This is a genomic window from Nitrosomonas eutropha (genome assembly GCF_900116685.1).
Taxonomy (GTDB): domain Bacteria; phylum Pseudomonadota; class Gammaproteobacteria; order Burkholderiales; family Nitrosomonadaceae; genus Nitrosomonas; species Nitrosomonas eutropha_A.
In genome coordinates this window covers 1-23,966 of the sequence record NZ_FPBL01000015.1, presented here as the reverse complement: position 1 = coordinate 23,966, position 23,966 = coordinate 1, and the positions used below count along the sequence as shown (strand labels likewise).

Sequence of the window (23,966 nt, the reverse complement as noted above, 5' to 3'; positions counted from 1 at the left end):
TTATCTCTGGTTTGCGGGATGGATAGATGCAGTTATTTCCGGCTCAAAATTGCATTGAATGCAGGTTGATCCAGTTATAAATGCAGGTTATTACAAGTAGGCTGAACTCATATGTCTTGATGGAATTATTCTTGGCAAGATCGTTAACCATTTTCACTAGAGTTCTATTTCTTGCATCCTTTCCTATAATCGTATTAATTGCCTTGACTTGGCTGGCGAATGGAGGTCTATCCGAAAACCTTTCAAGCTTGGTTTTTATTTCGAGGAGTGCTTGGCCTGGTGGAGATCCCCAGCATACGACCAGCAGATGAATCGCATCGTGCAGCTGTTTGGCCGAGGCATCCCATTCGTTCTTGCCCCTTGCGGCGTTCCGCTGGTGCCCGCTCCTGCCTTTCCGCTCTGTGCGAGCAGCGGGTTGAATAGGGGCAGCCCGGGGTGACTGATGAGTTGCAGGAAATCCTTGGCTGCGTGTTCGCCGCATAGCATTGTTCCTTCGTTTGCATCTTTTCGCGACTTGTAATGGAAGCAATAGTAGGCGTTAGTGAGAGCTGTCTCCAGTACAGCTTTTCTTGGTTTGGCCCGTCAGTAACTGTACGTATGCGAGAGGATGTAACTCGTAGTTTTTTACGATTTCCCGTCTTGTGTCCTCACCTCGACAGTACATGCGGAGATCTCTCTAGATGGCTAACACTTGAATGAATTGTTAGACCCCGTCCCACTGAGCCAAATGTAGTAGAACGCCTGACGGATCCCAAACGTAGGTGACTAACGCACCGTAGGGCTCTTGCTTTGGGGCTGTCACACGAGCCAAAGGGAAACGCTCAGAATCTATGAGCCCGCTAATGTCCGAAAAGCACTGGCCTGCGTCCTGCACTGATATGTGCAGCATGCAGTTCTCCGCCCAGTCCTTCACGTAGTAGCGCTGCACGTAGAACCTTGACCCAGCAAGATTGAACAGTGCCAGATTCTCGTCCGACCATTCCAGCTCACAGCCCAAAGCTGAGTAGAAATCCTTGGATAGTACGAAATCCTGGGCTGGGATAAAGGTACGAAGATCGCTTGCTTGAAGGTCAATCACCAAGTTGCTCCTGCAGGGGTCTAACGTAATGTATACGACATTTTGTCTAATATTTCTAAGTTTGATGTCGTATAACCGCAGTACAAATCAATTACCAATATGTATTTAATTATAAAAAGCATATTGAGCAGGACAATTTTTATAAACAAGTACGACAATGCCATTAGCTAAAAAACTGTTTGATCAGGTTTGCGAGAAAGTCAGGTACAAACATACAGTTTTGGTATAGAAATAATCTATGTTTCATGGATCGGGCATTACGTTATCTTCCATGATAAACATTATCCGGCTGAAATAGGTGCTGCTGAAGTTGGAGAAATACTAGCAAGCTTATAGGCATGGCCATGTATTTAACCTTGGGTATGGCATTTCCCAGTTCACACCGCCAGAAAATGTAAAAGCACTGATTGAGACAGTGCATACGCAAAGCGCTCGCGATCATCAGGTTAGCTAATTTTTAGTATGGGCAGCCGGAAAGTCTTCAGATTATTGCACTGTATGATCTATCTGTAGAGCCTGAGAATCTGTAGATTTTTTTATTTTGTACGAAGATATAAAACCTTTTGGGTTGCTCCGGGTGCTTGTCTTTCTTCTGTCACAAAAAGGTCTATCCTTGCTTTGACAAGATCCGAGAGCTTTTTATAACCGTAAAGTCTGGAGTCAAAATCGGGTTGCAATTTTGTGAGATAACTTCCAAAGGTTCCAATCTGAGCCCATCCGGTATCGTCACTTGATTGTTCGAGTGCCGCAAGAACAAATTTCTTTGGAAATACCTGTTTTGATTTAGCCTGGCTGATAGCTGGCTGAACAGAGATATTTTTTAAGTCGTCACTTGCCTTATGTGTGACTATATCGGGTTCAGCATCATTACCTGGGCGCAGGATTTCTGTAAATATGAATTTGTGACAGGCATTGCGGAATGCTTCAGGTGTTTTTTTCTCGCCGAAGCCAAAAACAGTGAGTCCTTCTTCACGCAATCGCATTGCAAGACCTGTGAAATCACTATCGCTTGTAATCAGACAAAATCCATCAAATTTGCGTGTGTAGAGTAAATCCATTGCATCAATGATAAGTGTGCTGTCCGTTGCATTCTTGCCGGTAGTATAGGCAAATTGTTGAACAGGCTTGATTGCATGTCGCTGTAATACTTTCTTCCAAGAGGCACTTGCAGGAGCAGTGAAATCACCGTATATACGCTTTACGGTGGCCTCACCGAACCGTGCAATTTCTGCAAGTAACCCCTCGATGACAGCAGCCTGTGCATTATCAGCATCAATAAGGACAGCCAGAAGAAGAGAAGGCTCTTCAGATTCAGTTTTTGCGGCTAAGCGTGTGGATGCCAAAATGCCTCCTGTCTCCTGATGTATAAGTAAATCAGTGCCGAAATGACTTAATTATCCATTTTAGTGCGAATAATGTTCTTCCGGCATTTTAATAACAAGATCTCATTTGTGATTTTCTTTACTTGGGACAGGAGAATCCAAAGCTTAATCAGAGACTGGCCAGTACTTTTGCGACCGTTTCGCCCATCAGGGAGGGGGTGGGGCAGATGGTGACGCCCAATTCTTGCAGGCGTTCTACTTTTTCTGCTGCACTTTCGCCGGTTGATGAGATGATTGCTCCGGCATGCCCCATTCTTCTTCCGGGAGGAGCAGTTAATCCGGCAATGTAGGCAACCAGAGGTTTGCGCATATTTTCTTTGGCGAATAGTCCGGCTTCCACTTCCATCGGGCCGCCGATTTCACCAATCATCAATGCAATTTTGGTTTCCGGATCTTCTTCCAGTTTTTCCAGAATATCCCGGTGTGAGCTACCGATGATCGGATCTCCACCAATGCCAACCGAGGTGGAAATCCCGATATTCAGTCGCCGCATCTGATCGGCGGCCTCATAGCCGAGTGTGCCGGAACGGCCTACCACGCCGACTATCCCCTGGCTGTAAATATGCCCTGGCATAATACCGAGCATGGAACGCCCTGGACTGATGGTGCCGGAACAGTTAGGTCCAGACAATATCATCCGGTTTTGTTTTGGAAAGAGGCGCAGGAAATTCTTGACGGTCATCATGTCCTGAGTCGGGATACCATCCGTGATGGAGACACAATATTTGATTCCTGCATCAGCTGCTTCCATGATGGAATCTGCAGCAAAGGCAGGCGGGACAAATACGATACTGGCTTCCGCACCAGCTTGTTCAACTGCTTCCCTGACAGTATTGAATACTGGCAGCCCCAGATGTTTCTGCCCGCCTTTACCGGGCGTTACACCTCCTACCACATTGGATCCATAATCGATCATTTCCTGAGCGTGGAAGGTGCCGATCCGGCCGGTAAAACCCTGTACGATGATCCGCGTCCGCTCATTAATGAGAATTGCCACTTTTTTGTTCCCCTTTCTGGTTTCGTGTTATTCAGACTGCGACCTGGTTGCGTGCGTGTACTGCTTTCTCGGCTGCTTCAGCCAGAGTTTCTGCGGTGATGATGGGCAGGCCGCTGTCAGCGATAATGCGGCGGCCTTCTTCCACATTGGTGCCAGACAGACGTACCACCAGAGGAACAGTTGTTCCGATATTCCGCACAGCCTGGACTACGCCTTCAGCAATCCAGTCACAGCGGTTAATACCAGCGAAGATATTGACCAGCATGGCTTTTACATTACTGTCTGCCAGCACCAGCCGGAATGCTTTTTCCGTTCGTTCGGCAGAAGCACCTCCTCCGACATCCAGAAAATTGGCAGGCTCACCACCGGCCAGCTTAATCATGTCCATGGTGGCCATGGCAAGTCCGGCACCATTGATCATGCAGCCGATATCTCCATCTAGTCCGACATAGCTGAGGCCAGCTTCTGCTGCCGCGATTTCGCGTGGATCAATCTGGGTGTTATCACGTAACTCGGAAATCCGGTGACGCCGGAACAGTGCGTTTTCATCGAAACTCATCTTCGCATCCAGTGCGATCAGCTCATTGTTACGTGTGACAACCAGCGGATTGATTTCGAGAATATTGGCGTCCAGATCACGCACGGCACGATAGCAGCCTCTGATGGTTTTGATGGCGTGATTGAGTAGTTCGCCATCCAGTCCCAGGGCAAAAGCCATGGTTCTTGCCTGAAAATCCTGCAAGCCAACGGCTGGTTCGATATGAATTTTTTTGATGGTATCTGGCTGAGTGGCAGCCAGCGTTTCAATATCCATTCCTCCCTGAGCAGAACCGACCATGACGATACGTTCATGACTACGATCGATCATGAACGCGAGATACACTTCCCGGGCAATGTCGGTGCCCGCTTCAATATACAACTTCGAGCAGAGTTTACCTGCCGGACCGGTTTGATGCGTAACCAGTTTCTTGCCCAGCAGGGATTCAGCTGCTGCTTCGATTTCCTGGTGTGATCGGCATACCTTGATAGCACCTGCCTTGCCACGTGCCCCGGAATGAATTTGTGCTTTAACTACCCAGACATTACTACCGATTTCCCGGCTGCGTTGCACAGCCTCTTCCACCGAATACGCCAATCCGCCTTCGGCCAGTTTGATACCGTATTCAGCCAGGATTTCCTTAGCCTGATATTCATGAATATCCAATATAGCTTCTCCCTTGAATTTTATGAAATGGTTGGGTTTAAGGGAAACTCTGAAAAAGAGTGCGAGTGATAGCCAGATAAAGCGAAATCAGCTAAAAAGCACAATTTACACAGGTAACTGAGCATTCTTAGTCTGATTTCAGTGCAGTTATTTTTCAGAGGTTCCTTAAGGAGCCTCTGTACGAATCCCACATGGTCGCGCACGTGGTTTTGCGGGGTGGGCTGCAAGGCACGCAAGGCGCGAATGGTTATTCCCTTCGTAACGAGCGTAACACAGCAGACTGCCCGCACAACCCGTGCCCATAAGGGTTGTGGAAAAATAGCGCGCTCGTCGCGTTGTGCGCCTTGGTTTCGTAGAATGACTACGACCTGCGGCGCACGCCTTGCGATCATCGCGATTTTACCAGCAACGCGGCTCATGGAGATCCGTACAGAGGTTCCTTAAATACTTATTTGTTTTTGGCAGCAATCGCTTCTGCCATTTTGACGATGTTGTTTGCCATTCTTTCCGAGGCAGCATCGATCAGCTTGCCATCCAGTGCTGCTGCGCCTTTTCCTTGAGCAGCAGCTTCTTTCATTGCCGCCAGTATCCGCTTGGCCTTGTCAATCTCAGCTGCTGGCGGGGTAAAGACCTCATTAGCCAGCGCAACCTGGGAAGGATGAATAGCCCATTTTCCTTCACAACCCAGCGCGGCTGCTCGTTTAGCGGCCAGCTTGAATCCTTCCGGATCCTGAATGTCGCCAAAGGGGCCATCGATCGGCCGCAGACCAAATGCGCGGCAGGCAACGGTCATTCTGCTGATGGCAGCATGCCATTGATCACCTGGGTAGTCCGGGTTGAGTCCACCGATATTGGTGGTGCGGGCACGATTGCTGGCGGCGTAATCAGCTACGCCAAAATGCAGCGCTTCCAGACGTCCCGCAGTTCCCTTGCGAGCGATATCTTCAACATTGGCCATTCCCAGCGCGGTTTCAATCAGTGCTTCCACCCCAATCCGGTTTTTCAGCCCTTGCTGCATTTCGAGCTGATTGAGCATGGCTTCTACCATGTAGACATCTTCATAAACTCCAACTTTGGGGATCAGCAGTGTATTGATCTTGTGGCCAGCCTGTTCAACCAGATCAACTACATCACGCACCATATACTGGGTATCCAGTCCGTTGATACGTACCGAAAGGGTGACGCCATGGCCTTTCCAGTCCAGATCATTGATGGCCTGGATGATATTTTTTCTTGCCTGAAGCTTGTCATCCGGTGCAACTGCATCTTCCAGATCCAGAAATATGAAATCCACCCCGCTTTTCAGTGCTTTTTCAAACATTTCAGGGCGGGAACCGGGAACAGCCAGTTCGCAGCGTTGTACACGCGGTGTTTTGCTTTCATACAGGGTATGACTCATTCTTCCTCCAACAGATTAAAGGGCACTTCCAAGAACTGGTTTTTCAGGAAAATATCGGTGTTGTGCGGTGTTCACTGTTTTGCCTATCCATTTGATATATCTCGTTGTTATACTCCGTGTACCTTGCATTCTCTTCCACATAGCTGGATTTCTGAGGTGTCCTCAATACGACGGGGTGCGTAAATATCGGAATAGATGGGTACTGCGCATGAATGTCACGGCCATCCATCAGGATGAGAATTGTCAGGCGAGTGGAATTCAAACCGGAAATAAATGATTCCTTGGGGGATAAAGTCAGGCGCACAGAAACGATATTTTTGAATAACTTGACGGTATTGTTAGCTGAATTGGTGAAATTATAGCACTGGCGTCAATCCGATTTCAGTCAATCCTGATCTTTCACGTAATGCTGGCAGGCCTGTTTTTCTGCATGAGCAGCGAATAAATGGATTGATATGCAGAAGCGGATGCCTGCCAGCTGAAATCCTTTTGCATGCCGTTACGCTGCAGGGTTTTCCAGAGCCTGGTGTTGTGATAAGTATTAACTGCTCGTGTGATTCCTTCCATGAATGAATCAGCAGTCATCTCGTGAAAGAGGAAGCCGCTTGCACTTTTATCCGCTAGCGTTTCAGGAGTCAGATCCACTACAGTATCCATTAGTCCACCGGTGGCATGTACAACGGGAGGAGTGCCATAGTGCTGGCTATACATCTGATTCAGGCCACATGGCTCAAAACGGGAAGGCATCAGAAAGCAATCCACACCGGCATTGATCAGGTGTGACAGTGCTTCGTCATAACCGATACGAACTGCTATTTTTGCAGGAAAGGCTTGTGCCAGGGCGGTCAGTTGTTGTTCCAACAGCGCATCCCCACTTCCCAGCAGTACCAACTGGGCAGGCAGATCAGCCAGCATGGGTGCTATTTGTAGCATGATATCGCTGCCTTTCTGGTGAGTGAGACGGCTAACGGCTCCAAATAATGGAATCGTCGGGTTATTTTCCAGCCCCATTGTCTGTTGCAAAACAAGTTTATTGACGGCTTTTGCGGACAGATTCCTGCTGGTATATTTTTTTGCAAGGTACGGATCGGTTGCCGGATTCCAGATAGCGGTGTCGATACCATTGACTATTCCGGTGATATCTTTGCTGCGTTCGGCCAGCAGTCCTTGCAAGCCGAATCCTAGCGGTTCGTGCTGAATTTCCCGGGCATAGCCGGAGCTGACTGTGGAAATATGGTCAGCGTAATAGATTCCTGCCTTGAGGAACGATAAGTTGCCATAATATTCAGCGCCATGCATGCTGAAACTTTCCTCCGGCAGATCCAGTTTTTCAACCTTATCAGGCGGAAAATTACCCTGAAAAGCCAGGTTGTGCAGCGTCATCAGGCTGGCAGCTTTTTTTCCTGAATGGAAATGAAGATAGGCTGGTGTTAATCCACTTTGCCAATCGTTACAATGAACAATATCCGGCATCCAGGCAAGTGGACTGATATCACTGGCAAGGAGTGCACCGACTTTTGATAACAGGCCGAAGCGTTGTGCATTATCCGGCCAGTCATGCCCGGTATCGTCCAGATAAATTCCACCTGTACGCTGATAAAGTGCTGGGCAATGGATAACATACAAAGGCACACTGACAGATTCGCTAATCTGTAACCGGGAAGAAAGTAGTGTGGCGGGTGGGAAATGGGGTTGCAGATCAAATGTAGCCACTTTGCGTCTGGATTTCAGTCCGGCCAGTACCGCTGGATAACCGGGTAGAAGCAGGCGAACATCCATTTTCAATGCACGTAATGCAACAGGCAATGCGGCACTGACATCACCCAATCCACCGGTTTTGCATAATGGAAATATTTCCGGGGTGACAAATAACACCCGTAGATTTTTGCGAGAAGAAGAGGAGGGCATGGCTTGATATGTGTTCTGACTTATTGTTGCGTTCTGTAAAAATCAATCAGGCCGTTGGTTGAGGCATCGTGCCCGCCTACTGGTTTATCTGTAGCCAGTTCAGCCAGGATTTTACCCGCCAGTTGCTTGCCGAGTTCCACTCCCCACTGATCGAACGGATTGATTTCCCAGATTACACTTTGCACGAACACTTTGTGCTCATAGAGTGCGATCAACATGCCAAGGGTTGTCGGATCGAGTTTTTTGAACAAAATCGAAGTGGTAGCTCGATTGCCTGGAAACACACGATGAGGAAGCAAGTACTCTGTCTCTTCGGCAGACAGATTCTGATTTGTCAGTTCGGTCCTGACTTCCTGTTCGTTTTTTCCGCGCATCAGTGCTTCAGTTTGAGCAAAGAAATTCGCCAGCAGCATGGGGTGATGCTCGGGCAGCGAATGCTGGCATTGACATGGCGCCAGAAAATCAGCCGTAAATTTTTGCGTGCCCTGGTGCAACAATTGATAAAAAGCATGCTGGCCGTTGGTGCCGGGTTCACCCCAGATTACCGCGCCAGTGCTGTAATCAACAGCCTCCCCATTACGGGTGACGCGCTTGCCGCAACTTTCCATTTCCAGCTGTTGCAGATAGGCCGGGAAACGGTGCATGGATTGATCGTAGGGCAAGATCGCCTGGCTGGTCGTATGAAAGAAATTGATTTGCCAGACTGCAATCAATCCCAGTATGACTGGCAGATTTTGCTCAAAAGGCGCCATCAGGAAATGCTCATCCATTTGCTGTGCGCCAGCCAGCAGGGAACGAAAATTATCCATTCCCACTGCTAGCACAATCGGCAAACCGATGGCTGACCATAACGAATAACGCCCACCGACCCAATCCCAGAACTCAAACATATTGTCCGGATCGATCCCGAACTGGATAACTGCATCCCGATTAGTGGAAACTGCAACAAAGTGTGCTGTGATATCTTGTTTGCTGCCCCCACCTGCCAAAAACCATTTGCGTGCAGAATGGGCATTGGTAAGTGTTTCCTGGGTGGTGAAGGTTTTGGAAGCGATGATGAATAAGGTAGTGGCAGGATTAAGGGACTGCAGGGTATCGGCGAGATGTGCGCCATCAAGGTTAGAAACACAATGCACGTGCAGTTGTGGTGCATGATAAGGTTTGAGTGCTTCAGTAGCCATCACTGGCCCCAGATCGGAGCCGCCGATACCGATATTTACCACATCGGTGATTGGCAGTCCGCTATAGCCTTTATGTTTCCCGCTATGAATATTTTCAACAAACTGTTCGATTTGCTGCAATACACGCCTGACTTCCTGCGTAACATTTACACCCTCCGTGAAAACTGGTGAATTGGCACGCAAGGCGATATGTAATGCTGCCCGGTTTTCAGTGGAGTTGATCTTGTCACCGTTGGCCATGCGAGCCATCCAGTCGGCCAGATTTTGCTGTTTGGCCAATGCTAGCAATAAACGAAGTGTCGTTTCATCCATCGGCTGTTTGCTGTAATCAAGCAGGAGATCTGTAAATTGCAGAGAGAATTTATTGAATCGTTGCGGATCTTCGCTAAATAAGGTGCGCAGCGGGCGGTTTGCCATATCCGACTGATGCGTGCTCAATGCTTGCCAGGCAGGAGATTGAGTCAATGTGGACATATTCACCCTCCATAAAATAGGAATCGGGGTCAGAGTCGTTCAAATATCGCGGCGATCCCCTGTCCGCCGCCAATGCATAATGTCACTAATGCATAACGGCCATGGATACGTTGCAGTTCGTAAATGGCCTTGATTGCCAGTATACAACCGGATGCACCAACCGGATGCCCCAATGCCACGGCACCTCCGTTCGGATTGGTTTTTTCCGGATCAAAATCCAGTTCCTGGGCAACCGCACACGCCTGGACGGCAAAGGCTTCATTGGACTCGATCACATCCATATCAGCCAGCTTCAATCCGGCACGATTCAGCGCTTGCCTGACCGCTGGTACCGGGCCGATTCCCATATAACGCGGATCTACCCCGGCATGGCCATAAGCAACCAGGCGTGCCATCGGTTGATGATTGTTTTGTGCGGCTGCGTGTTCTTCCATCAGCACCAGTGCGGCAGCGCCATCATTGATACCGGATGCATTACCAGCTGTGATTGTGCCGTCTTCCTGGAACGCTGGGCGCAGCTTTGTCAAGATTTCCATGCTGATCTTGTCGCGCGGGTGCTGGTCGGTATCAAATAAAATCGAACCCTCGCGTGTAGCAGTTTCGATCGGAACAATCTGCTCGCGAAAGTAGCCATTGTAGATGGCGTGAATGGCACGGCGGTGACTTTCCAGTGCAAACTGATCTTGTTGTTCGCGGGTGATGCTCCATTTCCTGGCGATATTTTCGGCAGTCACGCCCATGTGGATATGATCGAATGGGTCGGTTAGCGCTCCCACCATCATGTCAATCGCGTTGCTGTTTTGCATGCGTTGCCCCCAGCGCAGTGCGGGCAACAGATACCCGCCACGACTCATTGATTCGGCGCCGGCAGCAATGGCCACTTCCGTATCACCCAGCAGAATCGTTTGGGAAGCGGAGATGATCGCCTGCAATCCACTACCGCAAACACGGTTCAGGGTTAATGCCGCTACACTCTGCGGCAATCCGGCTGTCAGTGTTGCCACGCGCGTCAGATACATATCCTGTGCTTCAGTGGGAGTGACATGGCCGGCAACCAGATGCTCGACTTTGTACGGGTCGATGTTGGCACATGCAACAGCCTCCCGGACTACGCTGGCTGCCAGGGTGGCCGGTGCCTGATCTTTCAGAGCGCCGCCGTAATCACCAATGGCGGTTCTTGCACCACTTAGAACAACGACACTCCGCATGACGGGGGTTACTTACTACAGCACGTAACGAGCCAGGTCTTCGCTCTGGGAAAGTCTCTCAAGGCGCTCGTCGACGTATGTGGCGTCAATGGCATGCGTGGTTTGGCTATAACGAGTGGCGTTGAACGATATGTCTTCCAGTAATTTTTCCATGACTGTATGCAGTCTTCTGGCACCGATGTTTTCGGTTCTCTCATTGACCGAAAAAGCAATCTCGGCCAGACGTTTGATGGCATCATCCGAGAAATTCAGTTCAATCCCTTCAGTTTTCAGTAATGCCTGATATTGTCGAATCAGGCAGGCATCGGTATTGGTAAGAATCTGCTTGAAATCATCCGCGCTGAGGCTGCCCAGTTCCACCCGAATCGGGAAACGGCCCTGGAGCTCGGGAATCAGATCCGATGGTTTGGCCAGGTGAAAGGCGCCACTGGCAATAAACAGAATGTGATCAGTACGGATCATTCCATATTTAGTGGAAATGGTGGTGCCTTCCACCAGTGGCAATAAATCCCGTTGTACGCCCTGGCGCGAGATATCGGAGCCGGAGGCTTCCGAGCGACTGGTAATCTTGTCGATTTCGTCAAGAAATACAATACCGTTTTGCTCAACATTTTGCACTGCGCCCAACTTTAACTCCTCGTCGTTGATCAGACGAGCGGCTTCTTCTTCGGTCAGCAGTTTTTTAGCTTCACGAATACGCAGTTTGCGTGTTTTCTTTTTGCTGGTCCCCATGTTCTGGAACATGCCCTGAATCTGGGAAGTTAGCTCTTCCATGCCCGGAGGGGCGAAAATTTCCATGCTGGCTTGTGATATGGCGACTTCGATATCGATTTCCTTATCGTCCAGCTCACCTTCGCGCAATTTTTTTCGGAATTTCTGACGCGTTGTATTGCTTTCTTCGCTGGGGCTGGATTCCAAACTCAAATCACGCGCGGGTGGCAGCAGGGCATCAAGTATGCGTTCTTCTGCACGATCTTCAGCCAGTGGCTGATTTTTTTTGATCTCATATTCACGAGCCTGTTTAATGGCAGATTCCACCAGGTCACGAATAATGGAATCGACATCCCGTCCGACATAACCTACCTCGGTAAACTTGGTTGCCTCGATCTTGATGAAAGGTGCATCAGCTAGTCGGGCGAGCCGCCGGGCGATTTCAGTCTTGCCGACACCGGTCGGGCCGATCATGAGGATATTTTTAGGGGTAATTTCGTGGCGCAACGGTTCATCTACTTGCTGCCTGCGCCAGCGGTTTCTCAGTGCAATGGCGACAGCTCGCTTGGCAGCTTCCTGCCCGATGATATGTTTGTCCAGTTCGTGGACAATTTCCTGTGGAGTCATATGTGACATGATAGGTTTTCCTGGCTTGGATTAATTCCTGGTGTTAATCGAGCTGCTCAATGACATGCACCTGATTGGTATAGATGCAGATGTCGCCGGCGATGGTCAGCGCCTTGGCAACGATCTCGACAGGGCCCAGATTGGTATTTTCCAGTAGTGCGCGTGCAGCCGCCTGGGCATAGGCACCACCACTGCCGATAGCTGCGAGCCCTTGTTCCGGTTCAATGACGTCGCCTGCCCCCGTGATGATGAGGGTAGCTTCATGATCGGCTACCACCAGCATTGCTTCCAGGCGGCGCAGGATACGGTCAGTACGCCAGTCCTTGGCAAGTTCGACTGCAGAGCGCAAGAGGTGTCCCTGATGTTTTTCCAGTTTGGCTTCAAAGCGTTCAAATAGCGTGAATGCATCGGCTGTGCCGCCTGCAAATCCGGCAAGAACCTTGTCGTGATAAAGCCTGCGTACCTTGCGTGCACTGGCTTTGGCAACGACTGCGCCAAGTGTGACTTGGCCGTCTCCACCCAATGCTACTTGCCGGCCGCGCCGGACTGATACTATCGTGGTCATATTTTTTGTATTTTTAGCTAAAACAACGATTATAACGCCGTTTTATAATGAGATTCAGTTACGGGTGCAGCAGGCGCTGAAAGCCTAGGTGAGCATTACTTTATCCCATTCGAGAGCGGATGCTGCCAGAAGAGGGAATGCTGTCTTCAAGTAAGGGATCAATCAGGTTGTGCCGATTTTATTTGTGTGTGGCAGGGGCTGTGATGCAGGTTACAGCGGTGTCCGCTGATGGATATCATGTTGCCCGATTAGCGCATTGTATTCAGTATATCTTCGTTGTATTTTTTCTGTGCCAGCTCGCGCAAGGCAATAACGATCGGCTTGTCGCGTCCGGCATCAATCATTGGTGTGGAACCAACTGATATCTGCCTTGCCCGTGCAGTCGCTGCCAGTGTCATATTAAAACGGTTTGGGATTACTTCCAGACAATCTTCTACGGTAATGCGTGCCATGATGGATAACTCCAGTAAAAATTTACAAAAATGTAAAAACGTGAGGCCGATCAGGAAAATTCAGCAAGTAGAGCACGCTGCCTGACAAGCTGGCGGATTGTTTTCAGCCGTTCAGCCTGGATAATGCAGGAGACTTCTTGTGCTGCTGTCTCCAGTTCGTGATTAACAACCACATAGTCAAATCTGTTGAGATGGCTGATCTCGCTGCACGCAGCCGACAATCGTCGCTCAATGGTCTTGCTTTCATCCAGGCCGCGTTGTTCCAGGCGATTTTTTAATGTTTCCATGGATGGCGGCAGAATAAATATGGAAGCAGCCTGTGGGTAGAGTTCGCGTACTTGTTGTGCCCCCTGACAATCTATTTCCAGCAGGACATCCTGTTCCGCCACCATGGTTTCTTCTATCCACTTGCGTGAGGTGCCATAAAAATTGCCATATACCTCGGCGTTTTCCAGGAATTCATCATGTGCCTGCATTTCCCTGAAAGTGGCGTGATCAACAAAAAAGTAATCGCGACCGTTCTCTTCATCCCGCCTGGGGGGGCGTGTGGTATAGGAAATTGAGAGGGTTACATTGATATCCGTTTGCAGCAAGGTACGGATCACACTGGTTTTACCGGCACCGGAGGGTGCGCTGATTACAAACAGACAACTCATGATATTTCGTTTTATTGAAATTTTGGCGTATTTTAACAGGTAAATGCCAGGAAATTTCCTGGATTATTTGTTGTTGATAATGGAACTCATCAATAAATTTGAAGCGGATCGTTGTTTCAGTTAGAATCCTTTTGCTTCAGGCGCGTAGCTCAGCTGGTTAGAGCACCACCTTGACATGGTGGGGGTCGTTGGTTCGAGTCCAATCGCGCCTACCAGAAGGCAGTCGGATTCTGGTATTTGTTATCATCACGCGCTTTAGTCATACTCCATTTTTCTTTTATATCTCGTCTTACGTTCTATTAATCGAAAATTTCTTCTGTTTTCGTTCACTTGCTAGTATGCGGATCGCTTGCGCGTTACTGGGAGAAAAGACCTTGTCAGCCGCTTCTTGCCACGATAGCCAGATATATCTCAGATGCTCGCACGGGGAAATGACAACCGGTGTCGTTTCCGGCAGCTCCAGTCCAAACACGTGCTCGGTATTGTGTGTTATCCCCGGCGGATAGCGCCAGCGCCATTCTTCAAAAAGTTTATAGTGGTTTTGTATTTCCCAGTTGCGGAGGATGTAATTGGCAGTATTCAGACCGGTTTCTTCCCTAACTTCACGCGCAGCGGTCTGCTGCAGTGTTTCTCCCGGATCCTGGCTGCCTGTCACAGATTGCCAGTAACCGGGATGGTCAGCACGTTCCAGCAGCAACACCCGCAGATCGGCTGTGTAGATAACAACCAGAACAGATACGGGTATTTTGTAGGTTTGCAACAGGCAAGTCCGGCTAATCGGTTGTAATATCGGTTTTGCGCAGACGGATATGCAGCTCCCGCAATTGTTTCTCCTCGACGGCACTGGGCGCCTGCGTCAGCAGACATTGGGCGCGTTGTGTTTTGGGGAAAGCAATCACATCACGGATAGAATCTGCACCGGTCATCATGGCAACAATACGATCAAGACCAAAGGCTATGCCACCATGCGGTGGAGCGCCATATTGCAGGGCATCCAGCAGAAAGCCGAATTTCAGTTTTGCTTCGTCATCCGCTATGTTCAGTGCCTGGAATACCTTGCTTTGTACATCCTGCCGGTGAATACGGATTGATCCACCGCCGATTTCCATGCCATTCAATACCATGTCATACGCTCTGGAAAGTGCCTTGCCCGGATCGGTTGCCAGGAAATCCTCATGCCCCTGGCTGGGAGAGGTGAAGGGGTGATGCAAGGCCTGCCAGCGTTTTTCTTCTTCGTCCCACTCGAACATTGGGAAATCCACGACCCATAAAGGTTGCCACGAGTTTGTGGCCAGACCGCGCTCATGTCCGATCTTGACCCGTAATGCGCCCAAGGCATCGTTGACAGTTTTGGCCTTGTCCGCACCAAAAAACACCAGATCACCATTCTGTGCCTGAGTACGTTCAAGTATTGATTGCACGACTGGTTCGGGCAGGAATTTTAGGATAGGGGATTGCAGTCCCTCCAGTCCTTTGGTCAGGTCATTGATCTTGATATAGGCCAGACCTTTTGCTCCGTAAATGCCGACAAACTGGGTGTACTCGTCGATCTCCTTGCGAGACAGTTCCCCACCGCCAGGAACACGTAGTGCGGCGACTCGCCCACCCGGTTTTTGTGCGGCATCGTGGAATACCTGGAAAGATACATCCTGCATCAGATCAGTCAGTTCTGTCAGTTCCAGCGGTACACGCAGATCTGGCTTGTCCGATCCGTAGCGGAACATGGCATCAGCATAACTGATCCTGGGGAAAGGATCGGGCAGGCTGACATTGATCACATCAGTAAACAGGCGGTGGATCATGTCCTCCATCAGACCCATGATGTCATTTTCTTGCAGAAAGGAGGTTTCAATATCGATCTGAGTAAATTCCGGCTGGCGGTCTGCACGCAGATCTTCATCTCGGAAGCAGCGGGTAATCTGATAGTAGCGATCAAATCCGGATACCATCAGTAGCTGCTTGAACAGTTGCGGAGACTGTGGCAGTGCAAAAAAACAGCCAACGTTAACGCGCGAAGGTACCAGATAATCCCGCGCGCCTTCCGGCGTGGATTTGGTTAGCATCGGGGTTTCCACGTCGATAAAGCCATGCTGATCCAGGAATACGCGTACCGCCATGGTGACCTTGTGCCGCAGCCGGATGTTGTGCTGCATCGCCGGGCGGCGCAAATCCAGATAACGGTATTCCAGCCGTATCGCTTCACTCAGATTGTCATCATCCATTTGGAACGGAGGGGTGAGCGAAGGATTTAAAATTTCGATGGTGTTGACCAATACTTCGATTTCCCCGCTGGGAATCCCCCGGTTGACTGTTCCCTCGGGACGATGGCGCACCAAGCCGGTAATTTCCAGCACAAATTCATTACGGATTTTTTCGGCAACCAGGAAAGCTGCAACATTATCAGGATCACAAACAATCTGAACGATTCCCTCGCGGTCACGCAGGTCAATAAAAATAACCCCGCCATGATCACGCCGGCGATGTACCCAACCGCATAAAGTAATTGTTCTACCCAGATGGCGTGTGTTGATGGCGCCGCAATAGTCAGTACGCATAAGTGACGTTAATGTTGATTGAATGAAAAAAACGGTTCAGATAATTTTGCTGTGTAAAAATCCTGCTAGTCTGTAGCAGGCGCAGGCGGCGCAGTGGTTGCAGCCGGTGTTGTTGTCGCAGTATTTGCAGCAGTCTTGTCGGTGCTGGCAGTTTCCTTGCCGGATTCATCTTTCGGTTTTGAATCCGGTCGGCCAGTGTTCTTGTTTCTGAAATCTGTTACATACCATCCGGTTCCCTTCAGCTGGAAACCTGCAGCAGAAACTTTCTTGACATAATCAGTGCTGCCGCAGGAAGGGCACTTTGCGATCGGGGCATCACTCATTTTCTGCAGATACTCTTTTTCCAATCCACACGCATGGCAGGCATACTCATAGATCGGCATGCTTTTCTCCTTTAAATAAAACCTTCGAAAACGGCATTATACTTGACTGCCAGAGCAATTTCCCAGACGGTTCCGCCTGATCGGAGACTGTACCAACCTCGCTCAAGCCTGTTAACTTTCCTTTCTGCCGTATTTATCCTCAAACCGGACGATATCATCTTCTCCCAGATAGGAGCCAGACTGGACTTCAATCATTTCCAGTGGCACTCGCCCTGGATTTTCCAGCCGATGCGGTGTCCCCAGCGGGATAAAAGTGGATTCATTTTCACTGACCAGAAAGGTTTTGTCTGCCCGGGTAACCTGCGCAGTCCCTCGCACCACAATCCAGTGTTCGGCGCGGTGATGGTGCATTTGTAATGATAATGCGGCGCCAGGATTGACAACAATACGCTTGACCTGAAAGCGTTCACCTGTATCGATCGAATCGTACCAGCCCCATGGGCGGTATATTTTGCGATGTGAACGGGTTTCCGGCCGGTTCTTCTGCCTCAGGGTATCAACGATATGTTTGACTTCCTGTGTTTTGTCTTGATGTGCAACCAAAATTGCGTCAGAAGTTTCCACAATGACTACGTTATCCACGCCGATACAAGCAACCAGTCGATGTTCGGAAAATGCAAGCGTATCGCGGCAGGCATGTAGCAGCACATCACCACGGACAACGTTGCCCGATTCATCCTTTGGCAGGGTGTGCCACAACGCATCCCATGCGCCAATATCCGACCATCCGGCTGAAAGCGGAATGATTGCGCCTGGCGGCAGGGTATCCGGATGCGCAGAAAGTGATTCCATCACGGCATAATCAATTGAATCGCTAGGGCAGGCAGCAAAGGCAGTTTTATCAATCCGGTGAAAATCACCATCTACTGATTCCGGTTGCCATGCAGCGCGACAAGCATCCAGCATATCCCGGCGGCAGGTATCAATGGCAGCAAGCCAGACGGATGTGCGCATCATAAACATGCCGCTGTTCCATAAATAGGAACCTTCTGCCAGATAATTTTGTGCCGTGACCAGATCTGGCTTCTCAACAAAGCGGGAGATCTGGAAAGTGCCCGGTTCGTATAGTGCGGTACCGTATTGAATATAGCCATAACCAGTTTCCGGCGTATCAGGCGTGATACCAAAAGTAACCAGTATGCCGCTTTCAGCAAGCAGCATACCCTTGTGAACAGCCGTCTGAAAGGCAGCTATATCCGTTATGACATGGTCAGATGGCATCACCAGTAAGATCGGATCATCCCCTTTCTGCATAGCGGCCAGTGCCGCGATCGTCAGGGCAGGCGCGGTATTTCGCCCGCATGGTTCAAGAATGATCTTACCGGTTTTGCCGATAAGCCGAAGCTGCTCCGCAATCACAAAACGGTACTCTTCGTTGCACACAATGATGGGCGGCTGAATAACAATATCATCCAGCCCATCCAGGCGACGTACGGTTTCCTGCAGCAGGGAATGCTGATCAACCAGCGGTAGTAATTGCTTGGGATATTGCTGGCGCGAAAGTGGCCATAGCCGTGTGCCTGGGCCACCGGAAAGAATAACTGGAGTAAGGGAATGTTTCATGCTTGCATCAGATTGGTTATAAAGAATAGGGCAGATTTCTACTGGCCATTCGAAATTTTGAACTCAGAACCTGTTGAAGGTCTCGATCAAGAGATACAGTTCAATTTCAACGCTGTAATACGCCCTTTAGTGAGATATTGAACAGGTTCTCAGGGGTGATCCAGTTCTCTGGTCAGTATTTCCACGATACGCCGTGCAGCATTGCCATCCCATAAATTCGGCCGGCGTCCCTGCTTGCCGTGTCCTTGTAAAATGTTGTCCACCGCCGACTGTATTCGTACCGGATCGGTTCCTGCCAGTATGTTGGTGCCCTCATCGACCGTGACTGGCCGTTCGGTATTTTCCCGAATAGTGACGCAAGGAATTCCCAGGGCGGTGGTTTCTTCCTGCAAACCGCCACTATCGGTCAGCACAACGGTGGCATCCTTCCAGAGATGAAGAAAGGGCATGTAAGCCTGTGGGCCGATCAGTGTGATGTTGGGCCCCAGATCGATATTAAATTTTTTCAGATTGTTTTGTGTGCGCGGATGCGCCGGGAAGATGAGCGGAAGCTGCCCAGCAATCTGCTTCAGTACCTGGCTGATGCGCTGCAGCGTTTCAGGGTGGTCAACATTGCTTGGCCGGTGCATGGTGACGACGCCATACGGATGATCTTCCAGTGATGTTTTAAGTGGATTGGTCTCAAACCCGGAAGTGTCTGTTCGGGCAAGCTGTTCTACTTGGTAGAGCAAATTATCCACCATAACATGACCGACATAATGAATGGCCGATGCCGGTTTTCCTTCTTGTAACAAATGTTGTTGTCCACTCGGCTCGGTCACAAAAAACCAGTCGGTAATACTATCTGTCACCAAGCGATTAATTTCTTCTGGCATACACATATCGCCGCTGCGTAATCCTGCCTCGACATGGGCAACCGGAATGTGCAGTTTCTTGGCGACGATCGAACAGGCCAGGGTTGAATTGACATCACCGACAACCAGTACCGCATCTGGTCGCTCTACCAGGCAATATTCCTCGAAAGCGACCATGATTTTTGCTGTTTGCTGTGAATGGCTGCCACCCCCGGCTGCCATAAAGATATCCGGTTGCGGGATGCCCAGCTCCTCGAAGAAAACATCGTTCATTGCCCGGTCATAATGCTGGCCGGTGTGAACAATCTTGTAGGCTAGTTTATCCTGCTGCTGCAAGGCGCGGACAATTGGCGCAATTTTCATGAAATTAGGCCGTGCACCGGCAATGAGATGAATTTTTTTCTGCATAATTTTTCTCGCGAGACAGAGACAATGAGCGGGATTGTAAACCCCGAAGACTTCCTGGATTTCTTTATCTGCCAAAAGATAATCTTGATGCTACCAGTTTTCCCAAGGATCCTCTGAAAAACTGTCTGCGTTGCCATCACTGCGTTAAAAACAGGCTCATAATGCTCATTTACTGCTTGTAAACCGCGTTTTTACCTGTTTTTGCCTTGCACTGACCGCCTCGCTAACGCTCTTCAAAGGATACCTGATAGACAAGCGGCCTTGGTTGGATTGCTCTTTATTCAGAATCGTATCATGACAAATCGGCAGGCAATGCTTGGGAAATCTCTGAAAAACTACTGTATTTCATCATGATCAATGCATCGCAACAGTGTCACGGGCCAAGGTAAAACCCTGACAGGGATTGCTGGTGGTCTGGCTTGCTGAGGTACTCGAATATAAGATACACTCAAAATCAATCTTATAAATACTCTGCTCAGGAGAAGTATGCATGCCTGATCCTACGTTGTGTACTGAAGAAGATATCACACGCTTGATCCACGCTTTTTACACCCGGGTACGGGATGATGAAGCACTTGGTCCCATTTTCGATGCACATATTGATGACTGGAGTCCCCATCTGACCAGAATGGTGGATTTCTGGTCATCTATTCTGCGTGGTACTGATCGTTTCAGTGGTACGCCAATGCCTAAGCATATAGCCCTGCCTGATCTGAATGCGGAGCTGTTTCAGCAATGGCTCAAGCTGTTCCATAAAACCGCTGCTGAACAGCCTAATCAGGCCATGGCTGAACAGGTTTGCATGATGGCTGACCGCATCGCGCGCAGTCTGTGGATGGGTTATCAGATCAGCCATCATCCCGAGGTGATGCCTGTGGGGCTGTCTCATGGCTGAGTCATCACAAATCAGGAAACAGCAACCAGCACCGCAATGGGCTGCTTTCCTCAGTCTGGGTTTTCGGCCACTGTATATTGCAGGTTGTTCCTGGGCAGCTATTTCGGTAGCACTATGGATATACGCACCCCAATGGTTGACAGGTGTGTTGGCCGGGATGTTCTGGCACGCACATGAAATGCTGTGGGGGTTCGTCGCCACTATTGCAGTAGGGTTCCTGTTTACCGCTAGTGCTAATTGGACTGGCATCAATCCGTTGCACGGTCGTGCGCTAGGCGGGTTGACACTGTTGTGGATTGTGGCGCGGGCTGGTTTTCTTATGCCGGGATCGACAGCATTTGGTATCGCAGCACTTTGTGAGCTGCTGTTTTTCGGTATAGCAGCATTGGCGCTGGGCCGGGTGATTTATCAAAAGCGTAGCCAGCGTAATTACGGTATACCACTGCTTGTGCTGGGGCTAGGTGTAGCTGATGGCCTGTTTCTATGGTTTACACAGGTAGGGGATTATGCTTTGTTGATGGAGAGTTTTCATGCTGGCCTGCTGTGCATGGCAGTGATTGCACTACTGATTGCACGTCGGGTGATTCCATTTTTCGCTATGCGGGCAGTGCAGGGGTTGACGATTCCGATGCTTGCTGGCAGTGGTCAGTGGCAGCTTGCAGCGAGTATCTTCGCCATTGCGTTCTTGCTGTCAGGGTGGGCCTCAGCGGCGGCAGTTGCACTGGCCGCCGCCGGGGTCCTCGCTCTGTGGCAGCTGTTTGCCTGGAAACCGTGGGCCGTTCGGCAGGTACCGTTGTTGTGGATTCTTTATACCGGATACGCCGGGCTGGGTATCGGTTTGCTGGTTGCAGCCGCTTATTCTGCAGGCTGGATCTCCCGTGCCGCCTGGCCAGTACACGTAATCGGCGTGGCAGGTTTTGCGATACTGATTATCGGCATGGTCACCCGTACTGCATTGGGTCACCTGGGGCGGCCATTGCGTACCGATCACAGCATGGTCATTTTGTACATGTTAATTATCACAGCTGCTGTACTGCGGCTGGCAGCACTGTTGCCAACTGCGTATGTGCCAGGTCTGTTGCATGGTTCGTCCGCAATCTGGATACTGGCCTTTGCGCTTTACCTCTGGCGTTTTTTTCCGATGCTGATCCGGCCGCGTGCGGATCAATCGCCTCCAGTTATCAAGCCGGGAAACATTCCGATACAGCCTCGCTGATTGTTGAGCGTATGAGTATTCAACCAAGAGGATGCATACAATGAGTTATGGCGTACTGATAACACTGCATTTGCTGGCAGCGATCGCTTTTGCGGGAACAGTATTTTTTGAAGTTGTAATGATCGAAGGTATACGGAAGCACCTGCCGCGCGAAATTATGCGTGAGGTTGAACGCGCTATTGGCAACCGTGCTGTCAGGATCATGCCCTGGGTGCTTCTGGTACTGTATTCCGCTGGAATAGGGATGGCCTGGCAACACCAGGCAGCACTGGCACAGCCTCTGGCAAGCAGCTTCGGATTGTTGTTGAGTATCAAGATCATCTTGGCAATAAGCGTTTTCGGTCACTTCGTGACAGCCATGATATGGCGGAAACGTGGTCTGCTGAACAGACAGCGTTCACAGCGCTTGCACCTGAGCATATTCTGCCATGTACTGGCAATTGTCATCTTGGCGAAGGCCATGTTTTATCTGCACTGGTAACCTCTTTAATTTGGTTGGGAAAATCATGCCTTCATTTGATATTGTTTCTGAAGTTGATAAACAGGAAATTCGTAACGCGATTGATCAGCTTAACAAGGAAGTTTCTGCTCGTTTTGATTTCAAAGGTTCAGATGCACGTGCCGAGCAGACCGATTATGAGCTTTATCTTTTTGCAGATGATGAATTCAAACTTGGTCAGGTAATGGATGTTCTGATAGCCAAATTCACCAAGCGAGAGATTGATGTGCGCTGTTTGGATAAGGGTCAGGTTGAAAAAATAAGCGGCAACAAGGTGAAGCAAAAAATCACGGTTAAAACCGGAGTGGAAAGCGATTTGGCCAAAAAAATCGTCAAACTGGTCAAGGATAGCAAACTTAAAGTTCAGGCGAGCATTCAAGGCGATGTTGTACGGGTAACCGGTGCAAAACGTGATTCTTTGCAAGAAGTAATTCAGCTGGTAAAGAGCAGTATTACGGAATTACCATTACAATTCCGTAATTTTCGGGATTAAATAGTTCGCTGATCTAGGTCTTTGAGTGCATGTTGCAAGGGATGCACTGGCGCATCCTTGAGCCAAGGGATTTCTCTGCCATTGCGCCAGGTGGTCAATTCTTTTGCCATTGCCACGTAGCCGATGAATTTGCCGCCCGCCTTATGATTGGCCTTTTGCAGCGCCAGTGCCTTGTTGAACACAAACCGGCACGAACCAGCGAAGCGGCGCATGTGCCGCTGCTGCTGGCCGAAGTTCATATTTAAAGGCTTGGAGGCGTTGCATGGGGATAGTATAGTTTGGTCTATGAGCAATAACAATGACATTCGCCACGGAAGGCATTGCGTATTTCTGATGCATGTGCATTTGGTCTTTTTGACCAAATATCGCCGTGAAGTATTCACTAACTGTCCCATATAATCAAACACCTTTCTTCTTTTTACTTTGGTCTGTTATTAGAATCTGTTCAATATTCCACTGAAGAGTGCATTACGACGTTCTTTCTGGCTCAATTTCCTGGTATTGCCCGCTCTTTGATTGAGCCTCTGAACAGGCTCTGAAATAATACCGGCCTTCCCGGCAGGTGCGCGATACACCGGAGAAATCCTCGTCACCCCGGATATGCTACTGGAAGCACTGGCGTTGGCTATCATTACCACGCTTATCGCCAGCTTTTACCCCGCCTGGAAAGCTTCACGCATGCAAATCGTTGATGCGCTCAGGCATAATCGGTGAAGTTTTCATCTCCTCGGTTGCTGCTGGATTGCTTCAACCCGTTGGGCTCCGCAATGACGATGATTTTATATAAATAAGCGGAAAAACCCTGGTTTTTGCAAAGAAACTCGTCATCGCGAGACCCTTTCGGTCGTGGCGATCCAGGATAGTGCCAGACGGAGAAAAGAAAATGGAGTGGTTGTCAGTCCACAAACACTTCTTCAATGGTTTGTGCTGTCAATATTCGTTTGCCCCAAAGCTGCAATGTTTGTGAATCTGCTTTTTTTATACGAGCATCTATAATTTCACTAACAGGGCCAAAACGCCATTCCAATTGGCGTAATAGCAAATCCATTTCACCTTCCAATCGCCCTTCTTGTCGTCCTTCACGGATACCTATCTGTTTGCCTTCCTCAATTCCCTGTTGTTTCCAGTCTTTGGTCCAATCTTTGACACGTTCTGAAAGCATACTGTGTACCTCCTGTAAATCATGAATTTCATCGAAGCTGGTTTTGGGCATTCTGCCGGGTAAGAATACCCGTTTTAGCCAGACAGTAAATGCGCG

23 protein-coding genes, 1 tRNA gene and 2 pseudogenes are annotated in these 23,966 nt (G+C 49.5%); 7 read left to right on the top strand and 19 right to left on the bottom strand.

From position 1 onward, the window contains the following. Positions 1 to 43: 43 nt before the first annotated feature. Positions 44 to 481, bottom strand: coding sequence for a hypothetical protein (locus BM331_RS10700; protein ID WP_074929461.1), 438 nt, complete (start codon positions 479 to 481; stop codon positions 44 to 46). A gap of 897 nt (positions 482 to 1,378) precedes the next feature. Between BM331_RS10700 and BM331_RS12285 the strand changes: the two are divergent. Then, positions 1,379 to 1,532 (top strand): annotated as a pseudogene (locus tag BM331_RS12285) (uroporphyrinogen decarboxylase family protein); the annotation flags it as partial. An 82-nt stretch (positions 1,533 to 1,614) separates the two neighbouring features. Here BM331_RS12285 and BM331_RS10685 read toward each other — a convergent pair. From BM331_RS10685 to gmk, 11 genes are all read right to left on the bottom strand, one after another. Then, positions 1,615 to 2,421 carry an NYN domain-containing protein gene (locus BM331_RS10685; RefSeq protein ID WP_074929459.1) on the bottom strand — a complete coding sequence of 269 codons (807 nt, stop codon included), beginning with the start codon at positions 2,419 to 2,421 and terminating at the stop codon, positions 1,615 to 1,617. 148 nt (positions 2,422 to 2,569) lie between these two features. Next, positions 2,570 to 3,457 (bottom strand): succinate--CoA ligase subunit alpha, encoded by an 888-nt coding sequence (sucD, locus tag BM331_RS10680; protein WP_074929458.1) that lies wholly within the window; start codon positions 3,455 to 3,457, stop codon positions 2,570 to 2,572. 31 nt (positions 3,458 to 3,488) lie between these two features. Further along, positions 3,489 to 4,661 (bottom strand): malate--CoA ligase subunit beta, encoded by a 1,173-nt coding sequence (locus BM331_RS10675; RefSeq protein WP_074929457.1) that lies wholly within the window; start codon positions 4,659 to 4,661, stop codon positions 3,489 to 3,491. 448 nt (positions 4,662 to 5,109) lie between these two features. Beyond that, on the bottom strand, positions 5,110 to 6,060 hold the full coding sequence (locus BM331_RS10670) for an HpcH/HpaI aldolase/citrate lyase family protein (RefSeq protein WP_074929456.1): 951 nt from the start codon (positions 6,058 to 6,060) through the stop codon (positions 5,110 to 5,112). A 399-nt stretch (positions 6,061 to 6,459) separates the two neighbouring features. Further along, the gene (glgA, locus tag BM331_RS10665) at positions 6,460 to 7,968 is read right to left on the bottom strand and encodes a glycogen synthase GlgA (RefSeq protein ID WP_074929455.1); all 1,509 of its coding nucleotides are present in this window, start codon (positions 7,966 to 7,968) and stop codon (positions 6,460 to 6,462) included. A 20-nt stretch (positions 7,969 to 7,988) separates the two neighbouring features. After that, entirely contained in the window at positions 7,989 to 9,623 is a 1,635-nt protein-coding gene (gene pgi / locus BM331_RS10660) for a glucose-6-phosphate isomerase (RefSeq protein ID WP_074929454.1), read from the bottom strand. A 29-nt stretch (positions 9,624 to 9,652) separates the two neighbouring features. Continuing rightward, the gene (locus tag BM331_RS10655; protein WP_074929453.1) at positions 9,653 to 10,831 is read right to left on the bottom strand and encodes an acetyl-CoA C-acyltransferase family protein; all 1,179 of its coding nucleotides are present in this window, start codon (positions 10,829 to 10,831) and stop codon (positions 9,653 to 9,655) included. A gap of 15 nt (positions 10,832 to 10,846) precedes the next feature. Beyond that, positions 10,847 to 12,178 carry an ATP-dependent protease ATPase subunit HslU gene (gene hslU, locus BM331_RS10650; RefSeq protein ID WP_074929452.1) on the bottom strand — a complete coding sequence of 444 codons (1,332 nt, stop codon included), beginning with the start codon at positions 12,176 to 12,178 and terminating at the stop codon, positions 10,847 to 10,849. A 34-nt stretch (positions 12,179 to 12,212) separates the two neighbouring features. After that, positions 12,213 to 12,734 carry an ATP-dependent protease subunit HslV gene (gene hslV / locus BM331_RS10645; RefSeq protein WP_074929451.1) on the bottom strand — a complete coding sequence of 174 codons (522 nt, stop codon included), beginning with the start codon at positions 12,732 to 12,734 and terminating at the stop codon, positions 12,213 to 12,215. Positions 12,735 to 12,982: 248 nt separating this feature from the next. After that, positions 12,983 to 13,186: a DNA-directed RNA polymerase subunit omega gene (gene rpoZ, locus BM331_RS10640; protein WP_074929450.1), complete on the bottom strand. Its 204-nt coding sequence runs from the start codon at positions 13,184 to 13,186 to the stop codon at positions 12,983 to 12,985. A gap of 50 nt (positions 13,187 to 13,236) precedes the next feature. After that, the gene (gmk, locus tag BM331_RS10635) at positions 13,237 to 13,842 is read right to left on the bottom strand and encodes a guanylate kinase (protein ID WP_074929449.1); all 606 of its coding nucleotides are present in this window, start codon (positions 13,840 to 13,842) and stop codon (positions 13,237 to 13,239) included. A 138-nt stretch (positions 13,843 to 13,980) separates the two neighbouring features. Here gmk and BM331_RS10630 point away from each other — a divergent pair. After that, positions 13,981 to 14,057: transfer RNA gene (locus BM331_RS10630), tRNA-Val, on the top strand. A gap of 74 nt (positions 14,058 to 14,131) precedes the next feature. Here BM331_RS10630 and nudB read toward each other — a convergent pair. The 5 genes from nudB to wecB form a co-directional block, all read right to left on the bottom strand. Then, a complete protein-coding gene (nudB, locus tag BM331_RS10625) occupies positions 14,132 to 14,602 on the bottom strand; it encodes a dihydroneopterin triphosphate diphosphatase (protein WP_074929448.1) in 471 nt (156 codons plus the stop codon). A gap of 13 nt (positions 14,603 to 14,615) precedes the next feature. Beyond that, complete coding sequence (aspS, locus tag BM331_RS10620) at positions 14,616 to 16,397, bottom strand: aspartate--tRNA ligase (protein ID WP_074929447.1); 1,782 nt, start codon at positions 16,395 to 16,397, stop codon at positions 14,616 to 14,618. Between the two features lie 65 nt (positions 16,398 to 16,462). Beyond that, positions 16,463 to 16,780, bottom strand: a complete 318-nt coding sequence (locus BM331_RS10615; RefSeq protein WP_074929446.1) for an FmdB family zinc ribbon protein — start codon at positions 16,778 to 16,780, stop codon at positions 16,463 to 16,465. Positions 16,781 to 16,891: 111 nt separating this feature from the next. Continuing rightward, positions 16,892 to 18,343 carry a mannose-1-phosphate guanylyltransferase/mannose-6-phosphate isomerase gene (locus BM331_RS10610; protein WP_074929445.1) on the bottom strand — a complete coding sequence of 484 codons (1,452 nt, stop codon included), beginning with the start codon at positions 18,341 to 18,343 and terminating at the stop codon, positions 16,892 to 16,894. A gap of 149 nt (positions 18,344 to 18,492) precedes the next feature. Beyond that, positions 18,493 to 19,605: a non-hydrolyzing UDP-N-acetylglucosamine 2-epimerase gene (wecB, locus tag BM331_RS10605; RefSeq protein WP_074929444.1), complete on the bottom strand. Its 1,113-nt coding sequence runs from the start codon at positions 19,603 to 19,605 to the stop codon at positions 18,493 to 18,495. A gap of 490 nt (positions 19,606 to 20,095) precedes the next feature. On the opposite strand from wecB, the gene BM331_RS10600 reads away from it, so the two are divergent. The 4 genes from BM331_RS10600 to BM331_RS10585 are packed head-to-tail and all read left to right on the top strand — an operon-like array spanning position 20,096 to position 22,708. After that, on the top strand, positions 20,096 to 20,500 hold the full coding sequence (locus BM331_RS10600) for a group III truncated hemoglobin (protein ID WP_074929443.1): 405 nt from the start codon (positions 20,096 to 20,098) through the stop codon (positions 20,498 to 20,500). After that, on the top strand, positions 20,493 to 21,716 hold the full coding sequence (locus tag BM331_RS10595; RefSeq protein WP_074929442.1) for an NnrS family protein: 1,224 nt from the start codon (positions 20,493 to 20,495) through the stop codon (positions 21,714 to 21,716). Before BM331_RS10600 ends, BM331_RS10595 begins: the two co-directional genes overlap by 8 nt. A 40-nt stretch (positions 21,717 to 21,756) precedes the next feature. Further along, positions 21,757 to 22,197, top strand: coding sequence for a CopD family copper resistance protein (locus BM331_RS10590; RefSeq protein ID WP_074929441.1), 441 nt, complete (start codon positions 21,757 to 21,759; stop codon positions 22,195 to 22,197). A gap of 25 nt (positions 22,198 to 22,222) precedes the next feature. Next, positions 22,223 to 22,708: a YajQ family cyclic di-GMP-binding protein gene (locus BM331_RS10585; RefSeq protein ID WP_074929440.1), complete on the top strand. Its 486-nt coding sequence runs from the start codon at positions 22,223 to 22,225 to the stop codon at positions 22,706 to 22,708. On the opposite strand, the gene BM331_RS10580 is transcribed toward BM331_RS10585, so the two are convergent. Then, positions 22,705 to 22,947, bottom strand: a complete 243-nt coding sequence (locus tag BM331_RS10580; protein WP_256214900.1) for a helix-turn-helix domain-containing protein — start codon at positions 22,945 to 22,947, stop codon at positions 22,705 to 22,707. The two genes, BM331_RS10585 and BM331_RS10580, sit on opposite strands and share 4 nt — an antisense overlap. Before the next feature lie 46 nt (positions 22,948 to 22,993). Between BM331_RS10580 and BM331_RS11685 the strand changes: the two are divergent. Continuing rightward, positions 22,994 to 23,089: pseudogene (locus BM331_RS11685) on the top strand (IS200/IS605 family transposase); the annotation flags it as partial. Between the two features lie 514 nt (positions 23,090 to 23,603). Here the strand turns inward: BM331_RS11685 and BM331_RS10570 are convergent. Then, positions 23,604 to 23,966, bottom strand: a 363-nt coding sequence (locus tag BM331_RS10570) for a DUF4351 domain-containing protein (RefSeq protein ID WP_143100959.1), incomplete at its 5' end; no start/stop codon positions are given.